The organism is Roseinatronobacter monicus, from assembly GCF_006716865.1.
Lineage (GTDB): Bacteria > Pseudomonadota > Alphaproteobacteria > Rhodobacterales > Rhodobacteraceae > Roseinatronobacter > Roseinatronobacter monicus.
Genome location: NZ_VFPT01000001.1, coordinates 2283243 through 2295917, shown reverse-complemented (window position 1 = coordinate 2295917; position 12675 = coordinate 2283243). Strand labels below are relative to the sequence as shown.

11 protein-coding genes are annotated in these 12675 nt (G+C 58.9%); 6 read left to right on the top strand and 5 right to left on the bottom strand.

The annotated features are described in order from the left end of the window. Positions 1 to 48: 48 nt before the first annotated feature. Positions 49 to 1112 (bottom strand): IS630 family transposase gene (locus BD293_RS10970; protein WP_142079576.1). Its coding sequence is split into 2 segments (ribosomal slippage): positions 49 to 624 and positions 627 to 1112, totalling 1062 coding nucleotides; the frame shifts between segments, so codons are not numbered across the junction. A gap of 170 nt (positions 1113 to 1282) precedes the next feature. Here BD293_RS10970 and BD293_RS10965 point away from each other — a divergent pair. From BD293_RS10965 to olsA, 3 genes are all read left to right on the top strand, one after another. Then, positions 1283 to 1465, top strand: a complete 183-nt coding sequence (locus tag BD293_RS10965; RefSeq protein ID WP_142081644.1) for a DUF3553 domain-containing protein — start codon at positions 1283 to 1285, stop codon at positions 1463 to 1465. A 123-nt stretch (positions 1466 to 1588) separates the two neighbouring features. Next, positions 1589 to 2392, top strand: a complete 804-nt coding sequence (gene olsB / locus BD293_RS10960) for an L-ornithine N(alpha)-acyltransferase (protein ID WP_246086274.1) — start codon at positions 1589 to 1591, stop codon at positions 2390 to 2392. Continuing rightward, entirely contained in the window at positions 2389 to 3207 is an 819-nt protein-coding gene (olsA, locus tag BD293_RS10955; protein WP_142081643.1) for a lyso-ornithine lipid O-acyltransferase, read from the top strand. Before olsB ends, olsA begins: the two co-directional genes overlap by 4 nt. Here olsA and BD293_RS10950 read toward each other — a convergent pair. Then, the gene (locus BD293_RS10950) at positions 3204 to 3821 is read right to left on the bottom strand and encodes a thiamine phosphate synthase (protein WP_142081640.1); all 618 of its coding nucleotides are present in this window, start codon (positions 3819 to 3821) and stop codon (positions 3204 to 3206) included. The genes olsA and BD293_RS10950 overlap by 4 nt on opposite strands. Positions 3822 to 3948: 127 nt before the next feature. On the opposite strand from BD293_RS10950, the gene BD293_RS10945 reads away from it, so the two are divergent. The 3 genes from BD293_RS10945 (at position 3949) to BD293_RS10935 (ending at position 7422) form a co-directional block, all read left to right on the top strand. After that, on the top strand, positions 3949 to 4710 hold the full coding sequence (locus BD293_RS10945; protein ID WP_142081637.1) for an RNA methyltransferase: 762 nt from the start codon (positions 3949 to 3951) through the stop codon (positions 4708 to 4710). 91 nt (positions 4711 to 4801) lie between these two features. Then, complete coding sequence (gene ctaA, locus BD293_RS10940; RefSeq protein ID WP_142081635.1) at positions 4802 to 5956, top strand: heme A synthase; 1155 nt, start codon at positions 4802 to 4804, stop codon at positions 5954 to 5956. Continuing rightward, the gene (locus tag BD293_RS10935) at positions 5953 to 7422 is read left to right on the top strand and encodes a carboxypeptidase M32 (protein ID WP_142081632.1); all 1470 of its coding nucleotides are present in this window, start codon (positions 5953 to 5955) and stop codon (positions 7420 to 7422) included. Before ctaA ends, BD293_RS10935 begins: the two co-directional genes overlap by 4 nt. Here BD293_RS10935 and BD293_RS10930 read toward each other — a convergent pair. From BD293_RS10930 to BD293_RS10920, 3 genes are all read right to left on the bottom strand, one after another. Further along, on the bottom strand, positions 7410 to 8750 hold the full coding sequence (locus BD293_RS10930) for an ATP-binding protein (RefSeq protein ID WP_170207113.1): 1341 nt from the start codon (positions 8748 to 8750) through the stop codon (positions 7410 to 7412). The genes BD293_RS10935 and BD293_RS10930 overlap by 13 nt on opposite strands. A 247-nt stretch (positions 8751 to 8997) precedes the next feature. Further along, a protein-coding gene (locus BD293_RS10925) for an IS630 family transposase (protein ID WP_142084373.1) occupies positions 8998 to 10145 on the bottom strand; the annotation gives its coding sequence in 2 pieces (ribosomal slippage) (positions 8998 to 9698 and positions 9698 to 10145; 1149 coding nt in all). Positions 10146 to 10335: 190 nt separating this feature from the next. Beyond that, positions 10336 to 12675, bottom strand: a complete 2340-nt coding sequence (locus BD293_RS10920) for a hypothetical protein (RefSeq protein ID WP_142081628.1) — start codon at positions 12673 to 12675, stop codon at positions 10336 to 10338.

Sequence of the window (12675 nt, the reverse complement as noted above, 5' to 3'; positions counted from 1 at the left end):
ACCAGATCGTGGCAGATGCGAGATGCGACTAATACCAATCAGCATTGATCAGAACTCTTGAGCCCAGTCGCGGGTTCCAATGGAGGTGATTGTGTCGGGCATGCTGACCAATTTGTTCCAAGCCTTGCAGCAATGATCTACGATGTCTTCATAGGTTTCGAAGATGAGGTTTGATAGCCAGTTGTCTCGCATGAATTGCCAGATGTTTTCGACTGGATTGAGTTCTGGGCATTTTGCGGGGATCGGGATGATGGTGATGTTGTCCGGAATGACCAGCTTGTCAGTCATGTGCCATGCGGCTTGATCCACGAGCACAGCCCCATGTGCTTTGGGTGCGACAGTTTGGGAGATTTCAGCAAGATGCAGGGCCATCGCTTCGGTATTGCACGCTGGCAGCACAAGACCTGCAGCTTTCCCGAGGGCTGGGCAAATCGCTCCAAAGATGTAGCTTGAACTCGTGCGCTGATCATGTGGGGCGGAAGGTCGCGTACCGCGCTTCGCCCATCGGCGCGTGATCTTGTTTTTCTGGCCGACACGCGCTTCATCTTGGAACCAGACTTCGATCACAGTGCCTTGCAGGAGCCGTGCGCGGAGCTTTGCTACTGCGGCTGCAAACCCTTTTTTTTAAAGTCCTCCAGTGCGGCTGTATCTTGCGCGTGATGGCGCGGGCGTGCTGTGAGTTTGACATAACCAAGCGCCCTGAGTTCCCGGCTTATCGACGTCTCGTGAAGTGAAATCCCAAATGTGTCTGCAATCCATTTCCTCAGATCACTCAGGCGCCAGCGGACGACCCCATGGACCGATAAGGTCGGACCGCTCTCAACAATTGCAGCAAGCGCCCTGCGCTGCTCATCGTTAAGCTTAGACTGCTGACCAGGAGCTTTGCCGTTGATCAAGCCGTCAGGCCCGCGGGCATTAAACCGCTCCACCCAGTCACGGACAATTTGTAGGCCAACACCACCAATCCGAGCAGCATCGCTGCGCCGACCGCCATCATAGATCTCCGCCAGCGCCAAAAGCCTGCGGGCTTGGTTGGCATCCTTTGTCTTTCGCGCAAGTTCTCTCAACTTCATGCCGTCGTAGTCTGTCCGTAACGCGAGCGCTGCGCCCATAGAGAGGCCCTCCCCAGAAAATCTGACGCCATTGAGTCAGATCTTCATAGATTTGGGAATCCCAAAACCCTCAGAAGAGTCAGATTTCGCGAGACTTGGTATAAGGCAGATAATTCCTGCGGCGCGTTTCTAATTTGCCCTGCGTGATGCGCAGCGCTATGAATGGCATTATGAGCCATCTTATTCTTGCCCCCGGAATGTTCGTTCGTCACCCACAATACCCGGAATGGGGTATCGGACAGGTTCAATCACGTATTGGCGAAATGGTCACAGTCAGTTTCGTTGAAGCGGGTAAACAGGTAATTAATGGGTCAAAAGTTGCTTTAATTCTCGTTTCAGAAACAGAGATTTGAGCGTCTCACAGCCAAGACGTGCAATCAAGCCTGTTTCGTGAAAAATATTTTTGATGAGCGCGCGCGGGACTTTGTGATAGCGCGGTGACACAAGTGCCAAGAAACACGGGAGCAGCGACACAGATGAGCATGGCAGGACCGGGATGTGCGCAGGCCCATCAACTGACTGTGCGCCTTGCCGCCAATGAGAACGATCTGCGCGCGGCCCAGCGGTTGCGCTACCGTGTCTTCATCGAGGAAATGGGCGGCACGGGTGATCTGGTCGATCATGCCGCGCGGTTGGAGCGCGACCGGTTCGACGCGATCTTTGACCATCTTTTGCTGATCGATGAAACACGCGACCCCGCAGCCTCGGACCATGTTGTCGGTGCGTATCGCCTGCTGCCGGACACGCGCGTGACCCCGCCGGGACAGTTCTATTGCGATGACGAATTCGACCTGACACCGCTGCGCCATTCTGGCCGACGTTTGCTGGAACTTGGCCGATCATGCATGGATCGCAGTCATCGTGGCGGCATTGGTATGCTTCAGTTGTGGCAAGGTCTGGCGCAATATGTGCTCGATCATGACATCGATATCCTGTTTGGCGCGGCCAGTTTTCACGGTGCTGACCCGCAGCGTTGGGCGCAATCGCTCGGTTGGCTGCATCACCACCATCTTGCCCCCCAAGAACTGCGCGTGCGCGCACGCCAAACCAACAGCTTTGCCCCGCTTACGCGCGATGTGCTTGACCGGCGGGTGGCACTGGCGCAGATGCCGTCATTGATCCGTGCCTATTTGCGACTGGGCGGGGTTGTGGGCGAAGGGGTCTATGTGGACCCGGCATTCCGCACCACGGATGTCTGCATTATTCTGGATACCGCCGCGATGTCTGCGCAGGCGCGCGCGTTCACGTTGCGTGGCACAGCCGAGAGTGGGCAGGCATGACCTGGACTTCCGATGTGCCGCCCCCAAAGGCATCAATAACCATCCTAGACTGGCCGCGTATCCTGTGGCGTGCGGTTCTGCTGGCGGGGGTGGTCTTTGGCGGGCTGATCATAAAGATGGCGCTTCGCTTGGTAGAGCGGCCCCTATTTGGTGTCCGCCGCCCGATGACACCGTTCATTACCCAAGCGGTGTGTCGCATCGCGTTGAAAATACTGCGGCTGCGATTGACTGTGCAGGGCCAGCCTATGGCAATGCGCGGCGCGATGGTGGCCAATCATGCGTCTTGGCTGGATATCTTTGTGCTGAACGCCGCAGACAGGGTGTTTTTCGTGTCCAAGGCCGAAGTGGCGCAATGGCCCGGCATCGGCTGGCTGGCCCGCGCAACCGGAACCGTATTCATCCGCCGCGACCGCCGCGAGGCACCACAGCAAAAGCTGCTATTCGAGGCGCGCTTGCGGGCAGGGCACAGGCTTTTGTTCTTCCCCGAAGGCACCAGTTCCGACAGCCAGCGCGTTTTGCCCTTCAAATCAACGCTTTTCGCCGCGTTCTTTGCGCCGGAATTGCGCGATCTGCTGCATATTCAGCCTGTAAGCGTGAAATACATCGCACCAGATGGTGCTGATCCGCGGTTTTATGGCTGGTGGGGTGATATGGATTTTGGGCATCACTTGCTGCGCATACTGGCCGCGCCACGGCAGGGCCGGGTAGAGGTGCTGTTTCACCCGCCCATTGCTGTGACCGATATGCCCGACCGAAAGGCCATGACCTTGGCTTGTGAGTCCGCTGTGCGCGCAGGCTTTGAGGCAGAGCGCTAGCGCAGGGTCGCGGTCAAATCCGACAGGGTCAGCGCGGGGTCATCTGTTGACCAGATTTCTTCCCCAAACGCGAAGAAATCGGTGATCGGCGCAATGGCTTCGACCACGTCACGGCTCAGCGCGCCTTCGGCGACCACCGGCAGTTCGATCACCTCGGACCACCATTCAAACACGTCGCGCTCGACCAGTTGGCCATCGCCAAGCGCTGTGTGGCCGACCGGCCCGAAGCTGACATAATCCGCCCCCGCTTCGCCCGCGTTCAGGCCGTCATGACGAGAGGTTCCGCAATATGCGCCGATGATCGCGTCTGCGCCCAATTCTTCGCGCAGTTTGCGGATGCGCAGATTGCCCTCGCTCAGATGTACGCCGTCCAGCCCCAAGCGTTCGACCATCAGGACATGATCTGAAATCACCAATGGAATATCGCGTGCATGTGCCAGTTCGCGCAACGCGTCCCCTGCGCGCAGGATTGCATCCTCGTCGCGGGTTGCCAGCGACAGGCGCAGGCAGGCCACGTCATGCGCATCCAGCACCCGTGCTAGGATGTTCGGGAACAGCTCCAGATCGATGGCCGGTGGGGTTATCAGATAAAGCTGTGGTGTCTCTGGGCTCATGGCGCGCCTCGTGTGCATAACTTGCGCCCTCATAGCCCGCGTATCGGGCGGAAACAAGCACGCGCCTGCTTGAAGCAGCGACAGCAGGGCGCTAAGGCACATCTCACACCCCCGATCCAGAGGCCCCATGACCCCGCTTGATGATCAGTTGTTCGATGCACCAACCCCGTTCATGGTTCTGGTGCGCCCCCAGATGGGCGAGAATATCGGTGCCGCCGCGCGCGCGATGCTGAATTTCGGCTGTGCCCGTATGCGGTTGGTTGCCCCGCGCGACGGCTGGCCCAATCCGAAAGCCTCGGCCATGTCCTCGGGGGCGTATAAAGTGCTGGACCGTGCAGGGGTGTTTGACGATCTGTCCGCCGCGATTGGCGATTGCGACTATGTGTATGCCACCACGGCGCGGGGGCGCGAATTGACCAAGCCCGTGCTGACGCCCGAACGCGCCATGATCGAGGCCCGCGCCATGGCCGCAGCGGGCAAGCGCGTGGCGGTCTTGTTCGGCCCGGAACGCGCGGGACTGGAAAACGAAGATGTGGCCCGCGCCAATGCAATAATCACAGTGCCGGTGAACCCTGCCTTTTATTCACTTAATCTGGCGCAATGTGTGTTGTTGATTGCCTATGAACATGCTCGGCTCGGGCTGGAATCCCCGGCCGAGGTTATGGCGATGGCCGGCACGGATTTCGCCACATCCATCGAGCGCGAGAAACTTGGTGACCATTTCGAAGAGCGGCTTCAATCCGCCGGGTTTTTCTTTCCGCCCGACAAGGCCGAGCATATGAAACTGAACCTGCGCAACATGTGGGCGCGGCTGGCATTGACGCGCGCGGATGTACAAAGTCTGCATGGTATGTTGCGCAAACTTGTGGGCGCGCGCGGGCAGCGCTAGGCGCTGGTTCAGGCTGTCGCAGGCGCTGTTCTGCGCTTGAACCCCTTGCACGCACACACTAGCTTCCGCGAGAACGAGACAGGAGCGCCAGATGGCCCGGAAACGCGCGATTTTTGAAGATGTGAGCGAGGCGAAGACCGCCCGCACCGCCCCTCAGACCGGCGGCATAGACCGGCACCCAAAGGGCGCGCGCGGGGCTATCAGGCTTTGGCTGCTGTCACTGTTCGCGCTGGTCTGTGTGATGATCGTGGTGGGCGGTATGACCCGGCTGACCGATAGCGGCTTGTCGATCACCGAATGGCGGCCTGTGACCGGGGCCATTCCCCCGCTGAGTGCCGAGATGTGGCAAGAGGAATTCGACAAATACCGTCAGATCGACCAATACCAGTTGCTCAACCGTGGCATGACGATGGAGGAATTCAAGGTCATCTATTGGTGGGAATGGGGGCACCGCCAGCTTGGCCGCGTGATCGGGCTGGTCTGGGGCGTGGGCTTTTTGTTCTTCTGGCTGACCAAGCGCATTCCCACAGGCTGGACGCCGCGCTTGCTGGCGCTTGGCGCGCTGGGCGGCGTGCAAGGGGCGATTGGCTGGTGGATGGTTGCCTCTGGCCTGAATGAGGGGATGACGGCTGTCGCCTCTTACCGGCTGGCGGTGCATTTGGGGCTGGCCTTTGTGATACTGGGGATGATCGCGTGGTACAGTTTCCTTCTGAACCGCCCCGAGGCAGAGTTGATCGCGGCACGCCGTGCGCGCGAAGGCAAATTATTTTCCATGTCCACAGGGCTGATGCATTTTGCATTTCTGCAAATCATCCTTGGCGCATTGGTCGCGGGCATTGACGCGGGTCGCGGCTATACGGATTGGCCGTTGATGAATGGTGTCTTTATCCCGCCAGAACTGCTGGCGATGCAGCCGCTATGGACGAATTTCTTTGAAAATCCCGCCACGACGCAATTCATCCACCGCAAGGCCGGGTATCTGCTGGCGATCTTTGCGCTTGTTGTCTGGCTGCGGGGCCGCAAATCCAGCCATTCCGCCACGCGCACAGCGTTTCATGTCATGTTTGCGGTGATGGCCGCGCAGATCGTCTTGGGGGTCGTGACGGTGCTGCATGGCGCGCCATGGCAATTGGGCATTGCGCATCAGGCAACGGCGGTGTTGCTGTGGGTTGTCATCATTCGCGCCCGCCATCTGGCGCAATTCCCGCGCTTTGACAATTTGCGCGGGCAAGGGGTAAAAACATGACTGCATATCAAGACCTGATGGCCTTTGCCCGTCAGACCGAAGCTTTGGCGCAGATTTCCGGTCGTTTGGGCTGGGATCAGCAAACCATGATGCCGCGCGGGGCGAATGCGCAGCGCTCTGATGAAATGGCAGCATTGGAAGATGTCTTGCACGCCCGCCGGACGGACCCGCGCCTTGGGGACTGGCTGGAACAGGCACAAGCCCCCGATGAAGTCGGTGCCGCCAATCTGCGCGAATTGCGCCGCGACTATGCCCGCAACACCAAAGTGCCTGCGCGCCTTGCCTCGGAACTGGCGCGCGTGACACCGCTTGCGCAAACCGCATGGGAAGAGGCGCGTCTGGCAGGGGATGTGGCGGCGTTCCTGCCATGGCTGAAACAGATGATCGCCTTGCGCATTGAAGAAGGGCAGGCCATCGCGGGCGGCGGCGACCCCTATGACGCATTGATGGAAGACTATGAACCCGAAACGGATTCCGACACCGTTGCGGCAACCTTCGCCCGTATGCGCCCGCGACTTGTTGCATTGCGCGAGGCGATACTTGGTGCAGACACGCCCCCTGCCTTGACCGGGCATTTTGCGCAAGATGGGCAAATGCGTGTGTCGCGCAGGCTGGCCGAACATTTCGGCTATGATTTCACCCGTGGTCGCATTGATCTGGCTGTCCACCCATTTTCCTCCGGGTCTGGCCACGATGTGCGCATCACCACCCGTGTCGCTCTGGAAGACCCGTTCAATTGCTTTTACTCCACCATCCACGAAGTCGGCCATGCCGCCTATGAACAGGGCGTCGACCCCGCCCATGCCCTGACGCCCATCGGGCGCGGAGTGTCCATGGGTGTGCATGAAAGCCAAAGTCGTATCTATGAAAACCAGTTGGGTCGCTCGCGGGCGTTTTGTGGCTGGTTGCATGGCGCGATGGAGCAGGAATTCGGGCCGCTCTCCATCACCGATACGGACGCGTTCTATGCCGCCGTGAACCGCGTGAACAAAGGCTATATTCGCACCGAGGCTGATGAGGTGCAGTATAACCTGCATATCATGCTGCGCTTCGATCTGGAGCGCGCGCTGATCCGGGGAAGCCTGAGTGCGGATGATCTGGAAGAGGCATGGAACACCCGCTTTGAGGCTGATTTCGGCTATCCTGTCGACAAGCCTGCCAATGGCGTGTTGCAGGATGTTCATTGGTCGGTGGGGCTGTTTGGGTATTTCCCGACCTATGCCTTGGGCAATCTCTATGCGGGGTGCCTGCACAAGACATTGCGCGCCGATCTGCCCGATCTGGATACGCAGTTGGCGGCGGGCGATACCCGTGCTGCGACCGAATGGCTGAACACACGCTTGCAGCAGTTTGGCGCTTTGCGCGGCCCCACCGAGACAATCTCACAGGCTTGCGGATTCACCCCCGATGAAGAGCCCTTGATGGCCTATCTGGAAGCCAAATTCACTGAACTTTACAGGCTGTGACGCGCCGGTAGCCGCATTACGGCACGCAACCCGCCCAAGTCCGGGCTGTCCTCCAGCACCAGCGTGCCGCCATGGTCGCGCGCGGATTCTGCGGCAATGGCCAGTCCAAGGCCCATGCCGCCACTGTCGGAATTGCGCGCCTCGTCCAGCCTGACAAACGGGTCGCATGCCCGCGCGCGGTCTTCTGGCAAAATGCCCGGACCGTCATCATCAATGCAATATTCCAGCCAGCCATCCTGCATGGAAACACTGACGACCACCCGGCTGGCATGGCGCAAGGCGTTGCTGATAAGATTATCAAGCGCCCGTGTCATGCTGCCCGGATGCAGGATGATTGGCTTTGGCCGCTTGGGCAATTTCGCCAGCGTGATGCTATGGCCCGCCGCGCGATACCGCTCTACCAGATTAGTGACCAGCGCAAGCGGGTCGGTTAATTGCTGTTCATCCTGCACTTGCCCGCGCGTGTAATCCAGAAACCCGTCAAGCCGCGCCTCCAAGTCCGAGATTTCGGTCTCAAGTGCCGTGCGATCCTCGTCATCTTGCATCATGGACAGGATCAGGCGCATGCGCGTCAGCGGTGTGCGCATGTCATGGCTGACCCCTGAAAGCATGATTTTTTGCTGCGCGCGCTGGCGTTCGATCCGGTTGCGCATATCCATGAACGCATGCGCCGCCGCTCTGATCTCGCGCGCGCCAGAGGGCCGCAGCGCCACCCGTTCCCCCCGGCCATAGGCTTCGGCTGCCGCACCCAATCTGCGAATAGGCCGAATTTGCAGCCGCAGAAATTGAAAGGCGATCAGGGTCATCAGTCCAGAGGCCAGAAAGACAATCACCAGCAATTGATGCGGGTTCGGGGTTGTCACCAGCCTGCGCGGCAGCAGAATTTCCACCACGCCATGACGGCTGTCCAGCCAAAGCCGCACAGTCCCCGACTCGCGCAACAGATCGGCCATGCGAAAGGATGACAACTCGGATCTGAGCACACGGATGATTTCCTTGCCAGCAAGGTCGAACCGCGCAACCTGATCCTCGGCAGGCATGGGCGCTGCGTCCGAGGGAAGCCGGATTTCGATCTGCAAGATTTCCACCAGATCCGACAGGGACAGCATTACGGCTTGCGGCTCCGGACTTGCGTCCAGCCGTCCGGTCAGAAACCTGATGTCGCGCAAAATGTTGGTCGTCATCTGTGCTGTCACGCGCTCGTAATGGCGCTGGATAAACACGACGGACAGAACGATCTGAATCACGATGATCGGAATGATGAGAATCAGAATTGCGCGCCCGTAGAAACTGGCGGGAAGAAAATGATGAAGGATTCCGCGCGACATGCAGCCACCATAAGCAAAGGCAATCCCCCTCACAAGAGAGGGCGTGCAGTGCAAAGCAGTGCGTGGGCGGCGCATGTCTTTTGCCTTCTGCACGGCCGCTATCTTGCGCGTGTTGCGCCCCTGAACTTGAGCTTGGGGGAATGAACGCGAAGCATAGGCGAGGCTCTTAGGGTTTGTCGTTGGAACCCGCCCCGGCGCGGCCAGAAGAGGCCGGGCAATATTTAGTGCGCGGCGCTAGTCCTGCGATTCACTCGATTTGCGGATAAAGCCGGATAAGCTTTGTGCGCGCGTCTTGAGTTGTGAACTGCCAGTTGGTTTTGGCGCGTTGGGAGTTGCGATTTGTTGTCCATGCATCGACTTCGGCCTTCAGCATAGTTTTGTCCGGGATGCGCCGGGCCAGACATTGGCGAGCGAGGACGCTGAGTTCACATTCAGCGATGTTGAGCCAAGACCCATGTTTTGGCGTGTAGTGCCATTCGAACCGTTGTGCGATGCGGCGCGCTTGGGCAGGCGGGAAAGCCTCGTACAGCGATGCAGGGTTGTGGGTGTTCAGATTATCCTGCACGAGATCGATCTTTTCGGCATAGGGAAAGTGGAGATCAGCCAGATCGCGCAGGATATGGGCATAATCGATGGCAGTGCGTCGATCGCGTATCTCGACGTGGCGCCAGCCCTCCAGAGGAGCGAATAACATGAACAGGCTGGCGACACCTGCGCGTTCATATTCGTAGTCATGGCGCGCCTCGCGCCCTGGCTGCATGGGAATGGGTGTGCGGGTCTCACGGGTCAATTGTTTGCTGGTCTCGTCCAGACAAACCAGCGGACGGTTTTGATCGTGTGGACGGGTGTAGACGTCCAGCACATTCTCCATGGCCGCCACGAAACCAGCGTTGGCTTTGGGTGGGATTACCCAGTACCGGTTCCGGTGCGGTTTGAGCGCGTTTTTTTAAGCGTGCGTTGGATTGTGGTATCACTGGCCTGCTCAACAATGCCCAGTTCGACAACCCGCTTTTCCAACAACCTGAGTGTCCAGTGCGTATATTCTTCGGGTGGTTCGGAACAGGCAAGCGCGATCAGCTTGGCCTCGGCTTGCCCATCGAAGATCCGAGGTTGTGAAAGCGACGCTGGAACTTTGCGCGCTAAAGTCGCCTCAAGCCCTTCCTCCACAAGTTGGCGCCGGGTGCGGAAAACAGTCGAGAGACTGGTCTCTAATGCCTCGGCAATGCGCGCATCTTCCCATCCCGGGCCATCAGAGGACACATCCGCCTTCAGCAAAATCCGCGCCTTCAGCAGTCTGTAGGCGGCTTGCCGACCCGTTCTGATCATCCCTTCAAGGTGTTCACGCTCCTCTGTCGTCAGTCGAACTACATACTTCGGCTTGCACCCTCTTGTCATCATCTCACCCCCAGAAAGCTGCTACGCTCCACAGAGATTCAGAAAAAATCAAAGCTGTCAAATACCCCGAAGCGAGGCACTAGGTTCGGGTTGCAGGTCGCAGAAAGACCTCCGCCGGGCCGGTCTTTTGGGGTCAGAGCATATGACTTTCGTTCAGATGGAGCGAAGTCCCCCCGATTTCATAGGGCGGTTAGCGCTCAATGCTCTCATCAAGCAGGCTTTGAAGGCGTGCGCGCAGTTCAGCACTTTGCCCAAGGGCGTCTCGGCTCTGCGTCAGGATCGCCATGCCGGTTTCCGGCCCGGCATCCGTCACTTCTGTGCCGCGTGTGTCTGGGTTGGCGTTCTGATTGCGCTGGTTTGGTTCGCTCATTGCCTGAAACTCAGCATCTGGCGCCCCCGTCAATGTGGCCAGTGGTTCAGGCGTGGGCGCAGTTGGTGCTGTGTTATTCCGTTCACGCTGCGCCTGAGTTTGGGCCGCGCGGGCGCGGCGAATATCAGCCTCATCCAAGGATATGTCTGGCGCGCGCGATATTGAGGTCGGAACCTGTGGGGGCAGGGCATTTGTGTGCCCTTGCTGCGTACTGTCTTGTGCGGTTGGTATATCCGCGTTCCGAGCACTTGTTGGGCCAGTTATCGTCAGGCGTGACGGCACAGCACTGCGTGCGCCTTGCCATTCTTCATTTTCTGCGGGCCGCTCCATCAATCGAGCCTGCCTGTCGAAGCCCAAACCGCGCAAACGTGCGGAAAGCTGTGCAACAAGCGCCTGGGGCAGATAGGTCATATCCCAAGGGCGCTGTTCGAACATCACGGTTATAAAGCCAGTGTCTTCGGCCTGCGTGAGCAAGCCTGTCAGCAACTCAATCCGCAAAGGTCTGATGGCGTTTTCTGCAAAAGCCGCATCGCGGCTATCCAACATTTGGAAAGCTTGTTGAAAGTCACCGGACCGGCCCGCAGCGCGAACGAGAAGACGTGCGATTTCTTGTCCTGCCAGCGTCCCCCGCAGCGCAAAAAGGCGTGTTGTTGCAGCATCGAGAAGGCTGGCTTCCAAAGGGTTTCCTTGCGCTTCGCGGCGCGACAGCAAGAAAATCAGGTCATCATCCGAGGTGGTCGGGGAAAGCGCGCCTTCTAGTATATGCGCCTTGTCGGATCGGGCATCTGCCAAATCCAGGGTCGCCCTTGCCAGATTTAACTGGGCAGACTCTGCGTGCGCGACGCGCTCTAATGAGGTGAGAATGACTTGCGCTTCTTCCCGTCGCCCCAGCGCGGCCAGTCGCTGCACGGCCTCTGGCCCAAGATGCAGGCGCAGATGCGGCGGCAGGGTTTGCAAGGCCTGAACCAGATTGTCGATGAAAGTTCCCGCCGGGAGCGCCGTGTCACGGCTGGCAAGAAACGCCCACAGACTGCCCATGGGACCACAGGAGTCCAGCGGCGCGAAATCGATTGGTGCAGGCAATGGCGACATATCGACCAGATAGCTGATGCCCCTCAGCGTTTCTGCCGCCGCATCTGGCTGGGGGAGCAGTGACAGGACCATCCGCGCCTCTGCGCCAAATCCGAGTAGAATGAAATGCTGTGCCGATTTGAGTATATGGTCTGGGTCTGCCTGATCGAAGTCATTGAACAGATTTCCGAGGTTCTGCGAAACCTTGGCAGGATCAGTTTGCGCGAACCAGTCTGAGGGATCAATGAATGACGCATCGGGGCAGTGCAGCGCAGGCGATACAGTGGTTTCTGGCCGCGTCCGAGCTTGCGCCTGAATGGAGAAATGTGCATCCAGATCACCCTCGATGCGGTGCGTATCGCCGTCGTGATTGTGTTCGGGATCAGTGGGTGCGGTGAAATCTGTGGTCGCCTGAAGCTTGCCAGAAGATACCGCACTGGCCAGCACATGTCCGAGTTCGATTGCGACGGCTGCGCGGTGTGACGTCTCGATTGTGGCGGCGTTGTTCATTGGCTGTTCAGGTCTCATGGGTGCGGTGCCAATGACGCCACTGAGTGTCAGGGCATGTGGCAGCACCCTATCCGATGTCCCGCGTCGCAACGCTTGCGCCAGTTGCGTACCTGCACGTCGCGGATCAGCAGCCCCGCCGTTCCTGTCTGCCCTCAACCGGGCAGGGCGCTTTGGTGGGCGTGGGGCTGTCATCGGCGCAAAACTGGCATGAGTGCCACGCCCGATGATGTCGATAATCAGGAATTGTGGAATATCCTCGCGGGCCTGAATGTCACACGCGCATGCGATGTAAAGATCGAGGCCACCTTGTGATGCCCGCAATTCGCGCAGTCTTGTGCGTGGAATGCGTGCGAATGTTTGTGTCAGATCGAATTCGAGAGGGGGCCCTTCGATATCAAGCCGCGCCGAGCTTGTGCCCTTGCCCAATTGCCATTGGTTTTGTTCAGGAAGCTCGAGGATGAGTCTGGTATACTCCTGATGCTCGCCCGCGCGCACCAAAACCGGTGTCGCCTGTGCGTGCGCATGGGCGCTGAGACATATTGCAACGCAAGCCAGTAGCACTGTGAGGATATGGCGCAT